General features: G+C 44.5%; 11 protein-coding genes. All 11 read right to left on the bottom strand.

Going from position 1 to position 19,395, the window contains the following annotated elements; genetic code table 11:
* Nucleotides 1-124: 124 nt before the first annotated feature.
* Nucleotides 125-3,358 carry a glycoside hydrolase family 2 TIM barrel-domain containing protein gene (locus JL001_RS08435; protein WP_200975675.1) on the bottom strand — a complete coding sequence of 1,078 codons (3,234 nt, stop codon included), beginning with the start codon at nucleotides 3,356-3,358 and terminating at the stop codon, nucleotides 125-127.
* Nucleotides 3,359-3,362: 4 nt separating this feature from the next.
* Nucleotides 3,363-4,514: a glycosylase gene (locus tag JL001_RS08430; RefSeq protein WP_200975674.1), complete on the bottom strand. Its 1,152-nt coding sequence runs from the start codon at nucleotides 4,512-4,514 to the stop codon at nucleotides 3,363-3,365.
* 197 nt (nucleotides 4,515-4,711) lie between these two features.
* Nucleotides 4,712-6,037, bottom strand: a complete 1,326-nt coding sequence (locus JL001_RS08425) for a bile acid:sodium symporter family protein (protein ID WP_200975673.1) — start codon at nucleotides 6,035-6,037, stop codon at nucleotides 4,712-4,714.
* Between the two features lie 134 nt (nucleotides 6,038-6,171).
* Nucleotides 6,172-6,828, bottom strand: a complete 657-nt coding sequence (locus JL001_RS08420; protein ID WP_200975672.1) for an aspartate/glutamate racemase family protein — start codon at nucleotides 6,826-6,828, stop codon at nucleotides 6,172-6,174.
* A 145-nt stretch (nucleotides 6,829-6,973) separates the two neighbouring features.
* Complete coding sequence (locus tag JL001_RS08415; protein ID WP_200975671.1) at nucleotides 6,974-8,359, bottom strand: four-carbon acid sugar kinase family protein; 1,386 nt, start codon at nucleotides 8,357-8,359, stop codon at nucleotides 6,974-6,976.
* Nucleotides 8,359-9,606: a ribulose-bisphosphate carboxylase large subunit family protein gene (locus tag JL001_RS08410; protein ID WP_200975670.1), complete on the bottom strand. Its 1,248-nt coding sequence runs from the start codon at nucleotides 9,604-9,606 to the stop codon at nucleotides 8,359-8,361. The genes JL001_RS08415 and JL001_RS08410 overlap by 1 nt, the downstream gene beginning before the upstream one ends.
* Nucleotides 9,607-9,847: 241 nt before the next feature.
* Nucleotides 9,848-10,882 (bottom strand): Gfo/Idh/MocA family protein, encoded by a 1,035-nt coding sequence (locus tag JL001_RS08405; RefSeq protein ID WP_200975669.1) that lies wholly within the window; start codon nucleotides 10,880-10,882, stop codon nucleotides 9,848-9,850.
* Nucleotides 10,883-11,093: 211 nt separating this feature from the next.
* Nucleotides 11,094-13,946 (bottom strand): glycoside hydrolase family 2 TIM barrel-domain containing protein, encoded by a 2,853-nt coding sequence (locus JL001_RS08400; protein ID WP_200975668.1) that lies wholly within the window; start codon nucleotides 13,944-13,946, stop codon nucleotides 11,094-11,096.
* Nucleotides 13,947-14,035: 89 nt separating this feature from the next.
* A complete protein-coding gene (locus JL001_RS08395) occupies nucleotides 14,036-16,225 on the bottom strand; it encodes an alpha-L-rhamnosidase C-terminal domain-containing protein (RefSeq protein WP_200975667.1) in 2,190 nt (729 codons plus the stop codon).
* Nucleotides 16,226-16,486: 261 nt separating this feature from the next.
* Nucleotides 16,487-18,073, bottom strand: coding sequence for a sodium:solute symporter (locus JL001_RS08390; RefSeq protein WP_200975666.1), 1,587 nt, complete (start codon nucleotides 18,071-18,073; stop codon nucleotides 16,487-16,489).
* A 95-nt stretch (nucleotides 18,074-18,168) separates the two neighbouring features.
* Nucleotides 18,169-19,263: a Gfo/Idh/MocA family protein gene (locus JL001_RS08385; RefSeq protein ID WP_200975665.1), complete on the bottom strand. Its 1,095-nt coding sequence runs from the start codon at nucleotides 19,261-19,263 to the stop codon at nucleotides 18,169-18,171.
* Between the last annotated feature and the right edge of the window lie 132 nt (nucleotides 19,264-19,395).

The following is a 19,395-nucleotide window of genomic DNA, read 5'->3' as shown; positions in this document are numbered from 1 at the left end:
CATACTATATGAGCTAAAAGCTCAACTTTACCATCTACCGGGACGCAGCCCCCGGTAGACCATGGAGAGACTGAATAGCTGACTAACTCTTTTGGGATTACAAATCCCATTTCATACTCCCTACTCAATACTTACTACTAATATAAAAGCTGTACCGGTAGGGTTTCGCTGGCACCTGATATTGTTCCAGCGGTTGGGCCACTTCTGACCAACTATCATTTCCCCCCACTCCCATTTGAATCAAGTCAATGTTAACCGTGATAAAACCAGCCTCTTTGAGCTCATAGGTATGTTTGGCCTCATTGATCATTTCAGCTGTGTAAGGCCAGGCACTCATGCTCAGCAAGCTATCGGCAATAATGGTCAACCCACTCTTCCGCTTCGCTTCTGAAAACTCCATCCAACGAACAGCTGTTCGGTTACCATTTTCCTGGGGCATCACATATGGTTCCATAAACTCTTCAATCGGAAGGCTGTAAATGCCTGCCATAAAACCATGGTTACGGTCGATATAATTTTCTAAAGGGCCTTTGCCTAACCAAGTAATCTGATCATATTCCCGCTTGATCCCCATGCTCATCCCGACTTTTGGAATATTAGGCAGTTCATAAAGCGGCAGTAAGGTACAATCTACCTTCACCACTCCTGACGGCATCACCGTGTAATCAATTTCTACCCTTGTTTTTCCTTCTGTCAAGGTAAATTCCGTTTGAACCTGAACACTCCCGTTTTCCACTTTAACAGAAGTCAGCTCCTTCAACTCTGGCTTGGCTTCATACCAATACTTCAACTTTTGATGGGGTTTCCAACCCTTCCGGTCATTGTCTGTCAAAGGTCGGGTAAATGAAGGAAGCAATGGACTAATAACTTGCTCTTCTCCCCTTACTTTATAGCTGCTCAGTGCACCAACTACTTTATCAAAACCGACTTGAAAGTCACTTCCCTTGACCTCCAAAACTTGTCCATTATCTTTTATGATCAGTTTTCCTCTTCCTACCTCAATTTGAGGCTTTGACCGCTCCTGCAGCTGGAACTGCTGCTGGGCAATGACATGGCCTTGCTTGGCCCAATTGGTGTTTTCAGGAAGTGTAAAGGTGATATTGGCCAAGTACTCCTTGCCTTTCACTGGGTTGAAATAGGGCTTTAGCTGTAACACAGTATCCTTTCCCGCATTAAGTGGTAATGCATCCAAAACCAAACTTTTTACAACTTTTCCCTCTTCCAAAATGGTCAAGTTCATTTGATATTCTTCCAAGGATTTATCTGCGTGCCGATTTTGGATTTTTACTTTACAACCTGCAGTATCTGTCAAAGTCATTTCAGCTGGTTGATATACCCATTTGCACTCGTAAATCGCTGCTTTTGGTCTTCCGTCAGAAGCCACTATCCCATTGATGCAGAAGTTGCCATCATGAAGCGTCTCACCAAAGTCGCCTCCATATGCGTAAAATTCTTCACCGTCTTCAGTGGTTTTGAGCAGTCCCTGATCCTTAAAATCCCAGATACAGCCACCGATCACCTGAGGAAGCGAACGGAATTCATCCCACAACTCCTTCATATTTCCCGTGCTGTTTCCCATGGAATGAGCATATTCGATAAATACAATCGGACGCTCATCAGCATGTTGGTTGACCAATAAACCGGGCGTAAACAATCCCGGGTAAAAGCGACTGACCATATCTACGTAAGGCTGATCTGTCGGCACTTGGATGCGATGCGAATGGTCTTTGGGATAATCAGGATGGCCAGGGGGGATATAACCCTCAACCCGATGATTCCCTTGTGCTGGCTCATAATGCACGGGTCGGGTAATATCAAAATCATGCACCCAAGCTGCCATGGCCGCATGATTTGGCCCTCGTCCAGCTTCATTGCCCAAGCTCCAAAAAATAATGCTTGGGTGGTTTTTATCTCTTTGCACCATGCGGGTCACCCTTTCCATGTAGGCATGGGTCCACTGGGTATCATTGCTCAGTTTCCCTCCAATACCGTGGGTTTCATGATTGGCTTCATCAATCACCAAAATTCCATATTCATCACATAATTGATAGAAATAAGGATCATTGGGATAATGGCTGGTCCGGATGGTATTGAAATTAAATTGCTTGATGGTCCTCACATCTTCCTCGATATCCTCCCGGGTCAAGGCCTTGCCCCTTACAGGATGATGATCATGTCTGTTGACACCATAGAGGTAGGTTTCTTTGCCATTGATTAAAAGCTTGTTGTTTTTTTCTGAAAATTCGATCGACCGAAAACCTACCTTGCAACTCTTTGCTTCCAAAAGCTGCCCCTCTTCACCTTCAAGACTCAACACCAAAGTGTAAAGGTAGGGATGCTCATCACTCCATAAATGAGGATTTTTTACCTCCGCCTCAAAAAGTCCAAATTTCACATTGTCCAAGCGGGGATAACTTTCATTGAGGATGTCCTCCACTTCTTTTTCCAGCGGATCTCCAAAAACTGGTTGGTCATCCTGATCATAAAGCTGTACTTTTAGCTGGCTTCCTGGCACGCGATCCCCTGTCAAATTCTCGATTTTTGGTCTCAGGCTAAAAACAGCATGCTCATAATTTTCATCCAGCTTGGTCTGATAATGAAAATCCACAATCCGTAGTTTGGGTTCAGCCATTAGAAACACTTCCCGTTGTATGCCACTCAACCTCCAGTGGTCCTGGTCTTCCAAGTAGGAGCCATCACTCCACCGCAACACCTGAACGGAAAGTACATTTTCACCTGATTTCAGGTAAGGCGTGATGTTAAATTCCGAAGGTAAAAAGCTGTCTTCCCCATAGCCTACAAATTCTCCATTCAGCCACACTTGAAAGGCCGAACTTACCGCTCCAAAATGGAGAGTGATATTCATATCTTCCCAATCATCAGACACTTTAAAAGTCCTTTGGTATGAGCCAACTCCGTTGTAATCTTCCGGCACATAAGGAGGATTAATGGGGCGAAATGGATAAACCGCACTTTTATAAATCGGAATATCATAGCCTTTCAATTCCCAATTCGAAGGCACTTCTATTTTATCCCAACCTTGAACTTTTGATTGGTAAAATTCCTTTGGTGCTGCTTTTAAATTCTCCGCAAAATAAAAATCCCATTCACCATTGAGTAAAAGCATCCTACTGTCATCTCTGTTTCCAGCTAAAGCCTCTGTGGCACTTTTATAGGAATAGGCAGTTGCTCTGGCCGGTTCGCGGTTGATGCTGGTCACTAAAGGATTTTCCCATGGTGAAAAATGGTATTTCTCAACTTGCTTAGGAACAGCCGCAGGCTCCCCAGTAACGGTTTGCCCCATCAGGGCATCGACACCTACCATTGTGCATAGTGCCATTAAAAAGACTTTATGCATAAGATTATTTTGCATCTAATGGCAGAAAATTCAGTTGACTGGTACCTAAATCTTTGGAAGTGGCTACAGCAATGCCTCTTTGCTCATCTTTATTGACCGCACAATAAAAATGGTACACCACTCCTTCATGTTTGACCACAAAAGATTTATGGGCAAAAAGGTTATCATAAGGCTCCGATGGTTTGATCAGGTCTTCGCCTTCCCAGTCCACCCAGTCGGTCAGGTTATTGGACACCGCAAAACGATTGTAGGCAGAAATCCCTTCCCTGTCCGGCCAAAAGGCCCCAAAATAAAACATCACATACAAATCCCCCATCTGTTGGATATAGGCATCTCCTGAAATCCCTTTGTGGTGGTTGATCAGCGGCTCTTCTCCATAGCGCTTCCAATGGACCATATCGTCAGAAACTGCCATGGCAATTCTTTCAGCACCCCGAGCCGGGTTAATACTATCTCCGCGAGCATTATAATACATGATAAAAGGGTGACCTGTAAACTCCTGCTCATCCCGAATCACGGAATTTTTGTACATGGTACTGTTATCCCACCACTTTGCTCCATCATCATTTGGGGTCAGCACAGGAGAATCTATTCTTTGCCACTCATGCGACACTGTCGGGTCCTGATCGGTATAGGCCATACCAATGGACAAAACTCCCGCTTCATAGCCTCTGGAATTCCCCCCAAAATAACTCATCCAGTATTTATCCTCATACTGCTCCCACTCATAGCTACCACCCCACTCCTTATCCTGCAGGGCGATGTATCCCGCCTTTTGGTTCATATCCCAATCAGTAGTGTCCGAAAAAGACATGATCTTGCCTTTATCGTCCCAATGCAATAAATCGTCACTTTCAGCCAGCCAGGTCTCATAGCCTCTTCCGCCATAGATCAAATAAGTCATGTACCATTTCTCCCCATCCCGGAAGATACTTGGACAGTCCATCTTTAAATCATTGGAAGGAGGAACTTTTACCAAACCGTATTTAAAAGGTGTTTTAATTTCCTCATAAACTTGTTGCATCACCGAATCGGTGATTTGTATTGGTGCTGCTTTAGCCAAAGTACTTTCATGGTGTTCACTTTTTGTGGAGCAGGCCCAGCCCATTGTTCCCATAAAAGCTAGCACTACGAAATAGGTTATTTGTCGAGTCATAGTTTTAGCATTCGAACGGCTCATTTTCAACTGTTCTATTCATGTACTAAAATTACAAAACACCTGATTTTTACCTTCCTGTGCTATCATGTTCCCGATTTGAAGGTTGATGGAATTGAAAAATTAAGGAACCATAAAGACTTGAAAGACTATAAAAAAATCCCTCTTTTTTAATTCCCTTAATGGTTCAAAAAAAGCTAATTCGTGTAATTTGCAGACAAATTCTCAGGCACTTTATCAGCCTCCATTTTCTCTTCTTTCAGAGATTTCTTTCGCCAATAATTGGCCAAGATAGATCCTGAGATATTCATCCAAGGGCTAAATACTGCGGGAGCCAGGCCCACTGTGCCCAGTTTCCCCATCGAACCTGCCAAGCCGGATGCCATCCCGCCATTTTGCAAACCCACCTCCAGAGCCATCGCCCTTGCTGAAGGCACATCCAAGCCCAGCAATCGGCTCAACCAATATCCAAAAAAATAACCTAGTCCATTGTGCAATACAGAGGCCATAAATAACAACCCTCCAACCTGCAACAGATTATCCCGACCGGCAGCAGTGGTGACGGTTGTAAAGTAGACGATCCCAAACATGGAAACATAAGGCATCCATTTGTCCAGTTGGGTGATCCAATGAGTGCAAATATGATAAAGTACCCCAAAAACAATAGCCCCCATAAAAAAGCTAAAAATCTCCAAAGATTGTACGGCTGATGAAGAAAGACTTTGGGTAAAATAATCCCACAAACCAAAAGGAAGAAATGCCAAATATACCACAAGGAGAGCAGCCCCATAATAAATCCTGATTTTGAGGTTTCTTGGGGCTGATTTCAGGTAATCATGCAGTAATGCCGCTCCAATGGGTACCAAGACAATCTTGATGATGTTCATCATCATGTCAAAAAATTCAATATCGATCAATGTTCCGGCCAGCGTCTTCATCCAAAAGGGAGTCATCAACGGAGCCAGCATGGTTGCCATGGCCGTTACTGTAACCGATAGTACCAAATTGGCCTTGGCTAAGTAAACCATTACATTGGAAGCCAAACCACTGGAACAAGCCCCCATCAGGATAATTCCGGCTGCTATCTCCGGATCAAAGTCAAACAGCTTGGTCAGCAAAAAACCTATCAGGGGCATAATGGAAAATTGGCTTATCAAACCCACCAAAACGCCTTTGCCAGTACTTCCTAAATTTGAAAAATCCCTTAAACTCATTTGAATCCCCATCCCAAACATCACAGCTTGGACCACAATTAGAATCAACCACTTGTTTCGCAAGTCCAATTCTCCCCATTGCAAAAAAGCATTGGGATAAACCATTCCTGCTACCACCGCAGTAATGATCCAAGCGGTATATTGATAGCCTTTCAGCTTATCCACAGCTCCCATCCCGAGCGCAAAAGCAAAACAAGCAGCCACCACAGCGCCTTGACCTAGTTGAGCATATCCCATAATCAAGGCCAGACCAGATACCAAGAACAAGGCTAAGGCGCATTTATACAAAAGTTTACGAAAGTGATTCATGGGCTTGGTTATTGGGTAATGGTTATCTGTTATCGGTCATTCGTCCAAAGTCAGCCTTCTAAGGCCCACGACGGATTGAAAACCGACACGGATCTTGTCTTTACTCTTTACTTTTGTTTCTATAGTCCATATAGCTACTTTAAGATTTCCGCCAAATACTTCACCGCTTCCGGTGGACTGGCTACAATCGGCACTTTCTTGTCCGATTCATCCAAGGTATCCACCACCCTTGCCATGGAGGCCTGAGCAAGTAAAATTACGTCTACTTCCTCAGCAAGTTCCTTTAAGGCTTTGGCCACCATTTCATCATGCGTTTCAGGTTGCCCTCCCATCAAAGCTTCAAAAGCGCCTTCACAAAGTTTAGAGGTCAACAAAATATCCTTCCCGAGTACCTTGGCCCTTCTTCTCACCAAATCAGCTGTTGGCTCCAAAGTGGTCGGCAAAGTAGCCACCACACCGATCTTCGTTCCTGTTTTAATGGCTAAATCTGCCATGGGCTGATCTACTCGGAGGACAGGCACCTCACTCAGTTCAGCTGCTGCTTCCACCGCCGCACCAATGGAGGAACAAGTCACCATAATTTGATCTGCTCCTGCAAGTTCCGCTGAGCCCACATAATCCACCACTCTTCTGGCCGTTTGAGGAGTCAACTTTCCTTTGCTGATCACGTCCTTGATCAGGCTGTCATCTACGATATTAAACACCTTTACATCAGCAAGATACTCATCGCATAATTGCTGGAATATGGGCACCAAGGTGGCCGAGGTATGAATCAATCCTAATGTTTTCATTTTTGGTTATTTCGATAAAATCTTCAATATATAATGGTATCGTCATTACGAATGGAAAGATAGTGAAGTGAAGCAATCTTCTAATCTTAAGACGAGATTGCTTCGTAGTGCCTCCTCCTAATGACGGCAGAAAATTCGTCATCCTTCATCTTTCAAAACTACCTTCCATCACTTTAACAAAGTAATCTTCAGCCCCCACCTGGCCTCCCTTGAAATTCACTTCCATTCCATCAATGGAGGAATCTTGGGCAAAAGCTTTGCAAAGCGGTGCACCTGGTAGTAAAGGGGCAATCATTTCCACCGCCTCTATGCCCAAGGCCCGGGCTACCTTGCTGGAGGTATCTCCACCAGCTATTATCAAGCGTTTGAAGGGTACTTCTTCTGCAACATTTCTGGCGATCCTGCCCAAAGCCCGCCCAAAGAAGTCGGCGGTTTTGGATGAAATATCCTCTTGAGCCACACCTTGATTACTCAGTAAGTTTTTTGTCTCTGCCAACCGAGGATCATCGGTTCCCAAGGCAGTATGAAGAATTACATGCTTGCCTTCCTTCAGCTTATCCACCACTTCTTTTTGATACTGGCCAATCCCTTCTCCTTGACCAATCAACTTCACAGGATCAAGAGCTACTTCTCTAAAGCCATGTTGAAGGGCATATTGAATTTGGCCCGAAGTAACAGGCGAGCAACTTCCTGAGAGGACCAACATGGGTTTTGCTTTTCCTGGATCGGCCCAGTTTACCTCATTGAGCAATTTCCCTTTTGATTTCCAGTAAGCTCCAAGAGCCATTTCCACCCCTGAAGAACCTACCGAAAAGTGGATTTTACTTTTACCAGCGAGATCAATCGTCTTGCCTATATTGGTCAACTGATCGGGGTACAAAGCATCGAATAGAACGACTTGAGAAGCTTTATCCAGTTCTCTTTTGAGTGCATTTTGGATTTTATCATCTCCCAACTCCAAGATATCCACCAAGCCAACCTTTAGCTTGGTTTGCTTGGCCAAGTGTAAGCGCAAATCACTTTCATCAGCCGGAGTGGTAGGGTGCTTGCTCATGGAGGGATGCCGATCAAGGCGATGGATAGCACCTTGGCTTCCTATGCCCATTCTTGCATATAGATTTCCAAAGGTGCAATAACGGCCTAGAGCAGGAGCGGCTACCAAAAGAGAAATATAATCCGTATCGAAAACCGCCGCTCCCACTTCCATTGCCTTTCCTATATTCCCGATCTTAGGGGAAGAGTCAAATGTAGAACACACCTTATAATGCACCTGTGGAGCCCCAGCAACTTTTAACGCACTAAAGGCTTCCGACAGCTCATTTTCCATATCGCCTGGCCCCATGGACCGGGTCATCCCCGCAATTCCGATGGCCTGAATACCTTTATATTTTTCTAGTTGCTCGGTTGAAGGAGGGGTAATGAACAAAACCGTCTTGACACCTGCCCTGCTCAGAAAATCCAGTGCATCGGAGGAGCCTGTAAAGTCATCCCCATAGTAAGCAAGCAGCAAATTGGTTTTATTCGAAGACATTACTTTTTACCAAATTTTTCTACCGACAACCCAAATTCCTCATATTTCTTCGCTGCCTCTTCGACAGACAGCCCATTCACCGCGGCTTCCCAAGCTTGCTGCAATGCCCTTACTCCTCCCGCAGGACCTGCTGGATGAGCCATGATACCTCCACCGGCCATATATAAAAGATCCGTAGTACTGGTCCTTCTGTAAGTCTCAGGAGCTTGGCCGCCCCATTGGCCTGATGAGACCACTGGCATCACCTCATAGCCTCCTAACATGGGTTTTAAACAAGCCTCTATAGAATTGACCACTGAATCATCAGATTCCCAGAACTTGTTTTGGATACCATTGACATGTAGCTGGTCAACCCCTGCCAGCCTCCAAATTTTTTGGTAGGCCCTAAAATCTATCCCCAACAAAGGGTGCCGGTTCAGCATGCCCCAACCATTTCTGTGGGCATGAATGGCCAGTTCACCACGATCACAAATGGCTTTTACCCCAGCCAGGCCAACACTATTGATGCTTATCATGGCACATGTCCCCCCACTTACCAAAACCTTGTCGTAATGGCGGTACATTGCATCCATTTCATCGGATATATTAAAGGCGTACATGACCTTTTTTCCTGTTTTATCGGCATGTTCATTGATCACCTTCATGATCGCCTCCACCCTTTTGTCAAAAGGTGAATTAGCTGAAGAGCCCATCAGCTCATCATCCTTGATAAAATCTATTCCTGCTTTGGCCAAGGTCTTGACCAAAGCAGCTGTTTCTTCCGGGCTCATGCCAATGCTGGGCTTAATAATCGTACCAATTAAAGGCCTCCCCATAGCCACCCCTGTCAATTCCCTACAGCCTTTAATGCCAAAGTTGGGTCCGGAGAAATGCGCTGCAAAAGAGCTCGGCACTTCGAGATCCATTAACTTCAGCCCGGTAAATTGCGTGATTTCATACAGGTTTCCTTGTAAGGTAGAAACCATGGTGGGCAGGTTATAGCCAAAATTCTCTATGGACCAGGACACTTTGACCATGGCTCGGTGATATTGGCCTGATGGTGAAATGGCCCCAGGGATGGCTGGCTCACGAACTGTCTCCAGTTCTTCTATTTCTTCCACACGCGCAGCAAAGCGCTGTTTTATGGCTTCCGTTTCTCCCGGCACAGCCACAAAAGTGCCGGAGGATTGCTCCCCGGCCAATACTTGAGCTGCCTTCTCCACCGCATAGGGTGTTTCTATATAATATGTTGCAGTAATTCTTTCCATAGGTATTAAGGGCAGGACAAAGGCCTCACACATGAAAAAAGTAAGACAGGAGTATGGCTCCCGTCCTACTAAAAACCTAATAAAACCCTATGAACAAATGTATATAGCTTGTACGGCCTTAGCATCCTGAACTTACCTGCTTGTAGAAACAGCTAATCAAGTTGTTATGAAAATTAAAGTGAAGCAAAAAATTCGTGTCGACTCAGGATTAGTGGGCAAAGCTTTCAGGGAAATGAAATCTTCAAAAATCGCCCTTTAGCTGGACACCTCCGGTATCACTGGATGCATAAGCCGCTTCCACACAGGCCATGGTGTAAATACAATCTTCCACACTGTTATCAGGGACATAAGAAGGATCTTCCAGTGCTTTTTTCATCTCGGCCATAGTGCCAATAAACGCATGAGGAAACCATGTCCCATCAATCTTCACCTCCTGCCATTCAGGCTTTTTCCCTTCTTCCAGTATCAAATATTCAAATTTATCGGCTGTGCCCCTGGGGTAATCTTTGTAAAGCCCCATTTCCACCATAACCGCCCCTTTTGTTCCTTCAATTTTGACATAAGATTGCTGATGTTTCAATCCAAATTCATGCGCATGATTGGTCAATATATTGGCTTGGAGCATTTCACCATAATCCATGATGATATTGCTTTTTACAGATGCCAGCTTTTGCATTTTGGGATGCTTGACTGTCTTGGCATATATTTTATTGGGATTGCCTAAAAAAGATCTGACCAAATCCACATAATGAATACTGTGATAAAGAATCTCCACCCTCTCTGATGAAAACAAAAAGTCCCACAAATGCCATGGAGTAAAGACATTAATCTTGATCTCAATATCACAAAGCTCACCGAGTTGACCTGAGGAAATGATCTCCCTCGCTTTTTGAATGTAAGGCGCATAGCGCATTTGAAAATTAATGCCAGCTTTAAGTTTTTTCTTTCGACATAATTCTAAAATAGCTTGGGCAGATTCCAAGTCATCCCCCATGGGCTTTTGGATCAAAACCACTGCCTCATCGGGCAATTCGCTCAGAACCTGTAACACCACTTTTCCCGGTACTGCTACGTCAAAAACCGTTTCCTTATCGGCAGTGGCTGTCATTTTAGCGATCGATGAATAGACATCGGGAATCGAAAACTCTTCTGCTAGCTTATGGGCCTTGGCCTCATCTACATCAAAAATCCCTGCTACCTCAAAATTTGCTAATTGGTAAGCGGGTAAATGGGCATCCCTCACTATCCCCCCAGCTCCAATGATCTGAATTTTCATTACCTAACCGTTTAAAAATTTTCCTATCGAGTATGCCATTTTAGGACAGAGGCAAGCTCATATTATACAAACTTGCCCTACTCTTTACTTTAGGCCAAAAATACAAAAAGTATCAAGTCATTAAATTATTTCGGGTATTTTCATGACTTAACATTACACTCAGTCATCTCCTAAAAGATATCTTTCCCTCTTCCTGCCGCCATAGACTGAATTAATTTGCTTTAAATTTAAAATAAACCCTTCTGGATTTCGAGCCGCTTACATGCTTGGGTTGGGAAGAAGGACCTACCAAATCGGTAGCATTTACCTTGTTTCTCACCCCAGGAATCACGTCAAAGACTGCAATTCCTGTTTGGGGCAAGGTGTACAACAGGGCGTCTCTGCCGTCCCTAGGTGTGTAAACACCCAGGTAATTATCCTGCTGGTCATTGGCCATGTAGATTTTTCCTTCCTCAGTCTCAAATTCCGCCCAATGCCAATCATGAAAATAGCCTTTGAACTCTGGATAGGTGAAGGATTCTCCGGGAATAGGATCATTGTAATCGTTTCCCCAGATATCCAAGGTGGTACCGTGAATTCGGTTTTGCCAAGAGCGGTAAGGACCTTCTCCCAGCCAACGGATGCCCTTTACTTTTTCTTCAGGGTAGTCAAAACTTACCCCCATGAGTTCCACCACTCCACTATAAGCATAGGTATAATCCAGTTGTAACAATCCTCCTGGCTGAATGGTCCAAACTACCTCTTCCAAAGGACCAAAATAACTTGCTTTCACTATCACATTTCCGTCTTTCTTCTCTGCATTGATCATCCTTAATTCCTGCTCCAAATCCAATTCCTTGTAAATCCTATCCATCCCCTTTTCAAATTCAGGGTCTACCGTCCCATCCAATGTCCTATCGCCTCTTCTGGCAGCCACAAAGCGTGGTCCACCAGTAAAAGTAATATCCTTTCCTCCTTCCTTGATAGTGGAAATTTGTCCGTTTTCCTTACTGAAAGTCACTTGTAAATCTTCCGAAGAAACCACATAGCTTACTTCATTCTCTTCCAATTCGACTGTTCCAGCACCTGCCTGTAGATACTGCTTTGACTGCCCCCAAGTGAAATGCCAGGTCCACAATGCTTCACCTTCTGGATTCTTGGCCGTCAAGTACAGGACATCTGCTTCCTTCCAATTGGATGGTAGGGAAATTGTAATTTTGCCCTCACCATGTGGAGCCACATCTGGGCCATTTAGTTCACCTGATTGAATGACCTTATGGCCACTTTGGCCTACTTGCGGATCATAAAATTCCGCCAGAGACCATTCGAAAGTACAGGCTTTCAGGTTGGTAAAATCATACCTATTTTCTACTTTAAAAACACCATCAAAATCACTCGCCAACTGATCCTCATGCATGACCATCACCGGAGACCAAACTTCCTTGATCGTAAAGAAACTTCCTTCTTTTTCATGGTGAGGTCCCACGATACCATCCGCTCCATAGTTTCCCTGATTATCTATTCGGCCATCCTGATCAGTTCGGGCGATGCCCTCATCGGCAAATACCCAAAGGAAGCCCCCACCACTTCGGGGATGTTGGCGCATCATTTCCCAATAGTCAAATAGGCCAGCGCCATGGCCACCGTCATACAGCCCATGTAAAAACTCCGTGGGCATAAAGATATAGTCTCCCCTAAAATATTCTTCTGTCTCCCCATAGGAGCGATAGTGCATCGTCTCTACGCCACTCAGCAATTGCTGCGGATGAAGCACGGGTCGGTTCTGGGGATCCCACTTCGCAAATTCATCATCAAGTTCTGTGTTCCAACCACCCTCATTGCCATTGTCCCAGAAGATGACGCTGGGGTGGTTCACATCCCTTGTCACCAACTCCTCCACCAGCTTTATACCGATGGCTTCATCATAATGGCCGTGCCAGCCTCCCAGCTCATGGAGCACATATAGTCCCAGTTCATCACAAGCATCCAAAAACTCTGGGTCGGATGGGTAATGCGAAAGCCGTACGGCGTTCATGTTCATCTCCTTGATGAGCTTGGCATCTGCATAGTTCAATTCTTTGTTCAGCGTCCTACCGGATTCAGGCCAGAAGCTGTGTTTGTTTACCCCCTTCATCAGCACCCGCTGGCCATTAATGTAAATACCATCACTGGCCTTTAGCTCGATAGAGCGAAAACCAAAACGATCATCAATCTGATGTACCAGTTTATCTCCATCATAAAGGGAAAACTGTATGTGATAAAGGTTTGGCGTTTCCGCTGTCCAAAGGTCAACTCCCTGAAAGGTGCTTTCCAAAATCACCTTGTCTCCTCCCTTGGTGATGGATTGCTCTATTGGCTTCCCCACAGGCTTTCCTCCCTTATCGATCACTTTGGCCACCACCTTCATATCTTGTGAACTCGCATGCCCCAAAAAAACTTCTGCCCTGAACTGTCCATTGGCTTGCGCATCAATGGCAGTACGGTCAATGAATTTTGCGGGAAAAGCTTCCAAAAACACTGGTCGGAAGATCCCTCCGAAATTCCAATAATCGGCCCTTCTTTCCGCTAAGTTGACACTGGCATTGGAAGATTCCTTGCTGACTGTCACTTCCAGGAGATTTTGCTTTCCATATTTTAGCAGATCAGTGATATCGTATTTAAAACGGTAAAATGCTCCTTGATGCCTATCACCTGCCGAGCGACCATTGACCCTTACTTCTGTATCGGTCATGGATCCATCAAAAACAATTCTTACCAACTTGTTCTCCCAATCCTTGGGCACATCAAAGGTATATTTGTACTCACCCACTTCATCCGCTATCCCTTCAGGAAAAGGCTTTCCGTAAAATTTAATGCCGTATTGGTACTTCCCAAATCCTTCTTGTTCCCACACAGAAGGCACACTGATGGTGCTCCACTCCTCGCTATTTCGGCCTCCGGAAATTTTGAATTCCCACTCCTTGGTATCTTGATAACCCTTACCGGACAGGTACTGGATTTCCGTTTCTTGGGCTTTCAACCCCGACACTGCAAAAACAGCTGCAAGTCCTAAAAAAAATTTATGGATTCGTATTGATCTGGTCATTATGATTGATTCTTATATTTCATATTTATTATCCGCTTTTACCAATCCTCCTTCGCAACGAGGATTTATTAAGCAAGACATTTATTACACTACTCCACTGCCTTGTATTTCAACAAATATTCCTTCCCAGCCTCTAGGAAAAGCTTATATTCACCATCGCCCAAAGTTTTGACTTCTCCTAGATTTGTCTTTGGCTTAGACTTACTTTTAAATAGCAAGATACCCTCTCCCTCATCAGAAGAAACCTTGATTTCATTAGTGGAGCAATACACGGAAATAGCTCCATTTGGCGTCGGCACTTTTCCTTCCATCCATTCCAGCCCTCCTAGCTTTGGACGTATTTCGTAGCTTTTATATCCTGCAGAAAGGGGTTTTACACCCAAGTAATATTTGCCAAAAAGGTAAATTGGGCTAGCTCCCCAAGCGTGGCAAAGGCTCTTACCATAAGGCCGTCCATACATGGACAAATGTTCGTTTCCAGACTCATTCGGATCATACTTTTCCCAGAAAGACGTGGCTCCCAAATCCAGCATTCCTCCCCAATAATCACGAATTTCATCAAGTACAAATTCTTGCTCTCCCATTGCACAGAGGGCTTCCAGTTCATAGAAGCGCATATAAGGTGTGGTGATTTTCTGGACATTATCGTTTAGCAACACAGATTGTTTGACCGCTTCTTTTTGATCCTCAGAGAAGTAATCAAAGAATATCCCAAACATATTGGCATAACGGGTGACATTGTCGAGTACTTTACCATCGACACGCTGATGCATTATAGCTTTGTGATCCTTTGACCAAAACACCTCAAACAGCTTTTTCTTCATCTCATCGGACAGCTTTTGGTATTTTTGATGCCCTTCTTGATCCCCTGCTATTTCGGCGCTTACTGCCATCGCCTCCAAGCTTCTGGCCAGCAGCATCTGCTCAAAACTTACTTCACCCTGCTTGCTCAACCCATCTGCCCAATCAATAAAAATCCAATCACCCGGCAATCCTTCCATCATGCCATTTTCATTTCTTCTTTCCAAACAAAAATCCATCATGCTTACCATCCGGGGATAAAAGTTCTTGATAAATTCCTCATCACCCGAGTACAGGTAATAATCATAAATCCCCACAAACCAATAAAAAGAATAATCCATAATCGTATTCATGTGACTGGACACTGGTTCCTTACCTCTTAAGGCCAACAATGTCCTGCGCACGGAGGCATTGTCAAAGAAAAGATAATAGTTCATCAGGTAACTTTGGTAGGCATCCCCTGACCAGATCCAGCGATCCCGCTTGATTCCATCCAAGAAAAACTCTCGGGTATTCAGGTGCATGGTGTAAGCGGAAACATCCCAAATTTCGTTCAGCAGCTCATCGGAGGAATTCCATTCGCCGCGGTATTCAACAGGCAAATATTCATACAGCATCGAAATGGAATCGTAGCTGACTTCAGGATCATGCTGTACCTGTACGTAGCGGAAAGCCTTGGAGTTTTTAACCGTGTACTCCTCCTCTTGGCTACCGTCAAAGTGAAGGTAATCTAAAGTCTCACAGTAAGTGCTGTCCATGGCCTCTTCCTCAGATTCACCGTAATAGACATTGACATTCCCCTCTCCTTCCAAACCGTGGAACTGGATATATCCAAAAGTCTCCTTACCAAAATCAATTAGTTCTCCATTGCCTGCTGACATTACAGCTTTTGCAAATTGAGGGGTGGTGGACAGTTGAAATTCCGAAGGCAAATTATCAGCAGAATTAAAATCCCAGGTCCCTACTGCTTCCCAGTTGGTACCAGATTGGTCAGAAGCCTTGCCGGTTTCGTCTATCCACTCCTTGTCCTCATAGGTCACCTCCCAACTCTCATCGGTTACCAAGTAATCTCCTTGGATAAATACCGCCGGTACACGTTCTTGGTTATAGACTTTGATAACGACTGTGTGCTTTCCGGCGGGAATGCTAATCTTTCGGGATGATCCATGTTGCTGCATTCCATCGATCTGAAGTTTAAATTGTCCCTCGGTAGCAATGGATATTTCATCTTTGGCAGGAAGTGTAAACTCTTTCCTAAAAGTCACCAGAGCATAAGGACTGTAATACCGCCAAAGAGGTGGCAAAAAAGCGCCCCGCTCTGTCCTTCTGGCTTGCATTTTATTGCTTAACCAGATTTCATAATCTCCAGGATACCATATCCACGTAGCTTGAGCGTCTGATTCCTGTGCCTGCGTCTTAAATGGGGCAAAACACAGCATAATAAATAATAGGAGAAGAGTATATTTTCGGGTTTCCATTGGAGGTTTATTGTATCAATTGGTTATTTGTTCTAAAAATGGGATCCTAATCCCAATTCTCCATCCTGCACATTCCCGTACCCCTGAATTCATCAAAATGGAGATTTAGTTATGCCGTGGACTATGCCTTGGCATTTCAAAAGTTGAGTTAGAAGCTCAACTGAATCACTTAAAAAGGCTTAAACTCACCCCACCTGTCTTTACTCTTGGTTCTTATGTCTCATGTCTCAAGACTCAATACTCCCTTCTCATGTCTCACAACTAATGCCCATTAAACAACAAATACATCCCTACCATCACGATGATCAAGGCAATCCACAGCCATTTGACCTGGTTCGTCAATTTTGGGATGGCTCCATAATCCAAAGTGTTTACATATAGATCTTTTCTATTTCGGTCGATATAGGAAACCACCATGATCAACACGGCCAAAAACACGAAAATATAAAATGAAAGCAGTAGGAAATGAGGCCAAAAGACATATTCGGCATTGGGGAATATCCAAAGATACAGCACACCAATACTTAAGCTCAAAATGGTTCCAAAAAGCAATACAGTATTGGCAGCCTTGGTGGTTGTTTTTCTCCAAAGCACGCCAAAAAGAAACACCACCGACATTGGTGGCGCGATAAAGCCCAAAATGGACTGAAAAACATCAAAGAGGTTCAGCCCCTTAATGCTGTCAATCGCCAAAGTCAGAAAAATGGCGATCACGGCCCCCAAGACAGTCACCACCCGGCCAACTTTGACAATCTGCTTTTGGCTAGCGGCGGGTCTATACCTCTTCACATAAATGTCCATGGTAAAAACAGTACTCAGCGCATTCAATGCTGAATCAATTGTACTCACCAATGCCGCGATCAATACCGCCATGACAAGCCCGGTCATTCCAACAGGAAGCAGTTTGGTCACCATGGTCATGTACGCCTCATCCGGGTTGTCCAAATCGGGAAACAACACATAACAAATGATGCCAGGGATAATAAACAAGGCTACATCCAAGATCTTTAACCAACCAGTAAAATTAGCTCCCAGCTGACCTTCTTTTAGGTTTTTGGCGCCCAAAACAGATTGTACCATGGACTGATCCGTGCACCAAAACCAAACTCCCATCACCGGATAGCCCAGCGCAATAGCCACCCAAGGATAATTGGGGTCATCCGCTGGCAACAACAGGTTCCAATATTCCCCTGGTGTATTCGCAACAAGCTCTCCAACTCCTCCGACTTTATACAAACCAGTGAGTGTAAGCACCAACGACACCAGAATTAATAGCAGCATTTGAAAAACATTGGTATAGGCAATGGCCTTAAGTCCTCCTGCAATGGTAAAAAAAGCAGCGATAAGAATCAGAATCACTACCGAAAGCCACAGTGGCAAATTCAAAATCTGGCGGATCAAAATTCCTCCTGCAAATAAGGTCAGGGAAAGCCAACTGATTAGCACAGTGATGATGGTGTACCATGCCAATATGTTCTGTGTAGAAGGTCCAAAGCGTTTTCCCATAAATTCAGGAAGCGTTTGTACCCGAGTCCCCAAATACCTTGGCGCAAAAACTACTGCCAATAAAAAAACAAAGATGAAAGCATACCAAGCAAAATTACCTGCTACCACTCCTGTCGTATAGCCAATACTGGCGGAAGCAATCAACATGGATGGGCCGACATTGGTGCCCCACATGGTAAAGCCTATACTGGGCCATCTCAGGGAATTGCCTGCCAAAAACAGATTTTCATTGGCATCTCTTTTTTTCTTAAAACTCACCCAATAACCTATGCCAATTAGGGTAACTAGATAAAGGCCGACTACTGCAAAATCCAGTGGCTGAAGTATGTCATGTATTTCCATGGATAATTTTGGGTTTGATCTCCACGTGTATCGTCGCCATATAGCAATCTTATCTTTTAGTATGAAAGAGTGCTAGGGCTAACACCTATGCAGGTTTAATTTTTCAAATAATTTTCCAGTCCAAATTCAGCAATCACTTCGGAAACCTTTTCAGGCCTTCCGCTGGCAAGGCTCTTTTCCATTGTTTTTAGTAGGGCGATGGTTCCTATTCCTTCGATCAAATCCGGATAGGCCACAAAATCATAGTTTATGCTGTCCACAAAATACTCGAGGTAATTGTTGTACTCCCCTGCGTGATGGCTTTTCCCTTCAAACCGGAAATAATGCTTGGACTTGTGCTCCCATGTGACCACTTGTTCTTCTCCCATATTGTCAGTAATCGCATAACGCAAATCCATATAATCCCCTTGGCTACACCCTTCCGTACCCCGAAGTATACAACTCATTTCACTGTCCCTAACGGCAGGTTGGACAGGGCCAGTATATGCGCCAGAAACCCGTGCTACTCGCCCATCCTTTGCTTTGAAAATAAAGTGCATGGTGTCGGAGTTTTTCAGTCCGCCTTTTTGACCATTGCTACTGAGCATACCGTAGCCCATTACTTCTTCGATATCTGGCAGGTACCACCGAATAAAATCCACCGGATGGCTCAGTCCACCATAGAGCCATTTGAAAGCAGGCTCCAATGACCAGGGCTTTTCCAAAAACCATCGGTGATCAGCATGATAATAGGCTTCCACGGTGATCAGGTCTCCAATAAGGCCTTTTTTATAGTCCGCATATTGTCGCTTCATGGGCTCAAAGAACCGACTGCTCTGCCCCACAAATAGCCGCTTTCCTGTTTTCTTTTGCAAGTCGATCAGGTCCTTGGCTTCCCGCAGATCATCCAATAATGGCTTGGTGCAGACCACATGCTTGCCATGCTCCATGGCCATTTTGATATGAGTGGCGTGGAGCTTGTCCGGTGTATAAATGGCGATCGCATCGATTTCAGGATTTTCCAACATGTCCTCATAGCGCGTGGTATAGTTGAAAAAGTCAAACTCCTTGCCTCTCTTTTGGCAAAGTTCTTCGTTGCGGTCACAAATTTGGACCAGTTCGATTTTTTGGCTGCTGAGGGCCGCAGACATCGTACTTCGTCCTTCTCCCAAGCCCAAAATCCCTAACCTAAGCTTTCCTTCTTTTGTCATTTTTAGATATTAGTTACTGAATTTATAAAAGTTAGTCAGGAGTATTGAGTAGTTAGAAGATGCCTATATTTGTTATTGAAACTTTTTTCCTGCTACCCCTCGATTGACTTTTGGGATAGAAAACCCCGAACA

Origin of the sequence: Echinicola sp. 20G, assembly GCF_015533855.1 — a bacterium.
Classification (GTDB): Bacteria; Bacteroidota; Bacteroidia; order Cytophagales; family Cyclobacteriaceae; genus Echinicola.
The sequence above is the reverse complement of the archived record's forward strand: the minus strand, read 5'-3'. Positions and strand labels throughout refer to the sequence as shown.

Excerpts from the sequence above, each read along its gene's own strand:
- JL001_RS08410 (WP_200975670.1), bottom strand. The coding sequence starts at position 9,606 with ATGGAAAGAATTACTGCAACATATTATATAGAAACACCCTATGCGGTG.
- JL001_RS08420 (WP_200975672.1), bottom strand. The coding sequence starts at position 6,828 with ATGAAAACATTAGGATTGATTCATACCTCGGCCACCTTGGTGCCCATA.
- JL001_RS08400 (WP_200975668.1), bottom strand. The coding sequence starts at position 13,946 with ATGACCAGATCAATACGAATCCATAAATTTTTTTTAGGACTTGCAGCT.
- JL001_RS08385 (WP_200975665.1), bottom strand. The coding sequence starts at position 19,263 with ATGACAAAAGAAGGAAAGCTTAGGTTAGGGATTTTGGGCTTGGGAGAA.
- JL001_RS08415 (WP_200975671.1), bottom strand. The coding sequence starts at position 8,359 with ATGTCTTCGAATAAAACCAATTTGCTGCTTGCTTACTATGGGGATGAC.
- JL001_RS08425 (WP_200975673.1), bottom strand. The coding sequence starts at position 6,037 with ATGAATCACTTTCGTAAACTTTTGTATAAATGCGCCTTAGCCTTGTTC.
- JL001_RS08435 (WP_200975675.1), bottom strand. The coding sequence starts at position 3,358 with ATGCATAAAGTCTTTTTAATGGCACTATGCACAATGGTAGGTGTCGAT.
- JL001_RS08395 (WP_200975667.1), bottom strand. The coding sequence starts at position 16,225 with ATGGAAACCCGAAAATATACTCTTCTCCTATTATTTATTATGCTGTGT.
- JL001_RS08405 (WP_200975669.1), bottom strand. The coding sequence starts at position 10,882 with ATGAAAATTCAGATCATTGGAGCTGGGGGGATAGTGAGGGATGCCCAT.
- JL001_RS08390 (WP_200975666.1), bottom strand. The coding sequence starts at position 18,073 with ATGGAAATACATGACATACTTCAGCCACTGGATTTTGCAGTAGTCGGC.
- JL001_RS08430 (WP_200975674.1), bottom strand. The coding sequence starts at position 4,514 with ATGACTCGACAAATAACCTATTTCGTAGTGCTAGCTTTTATGGGAACA.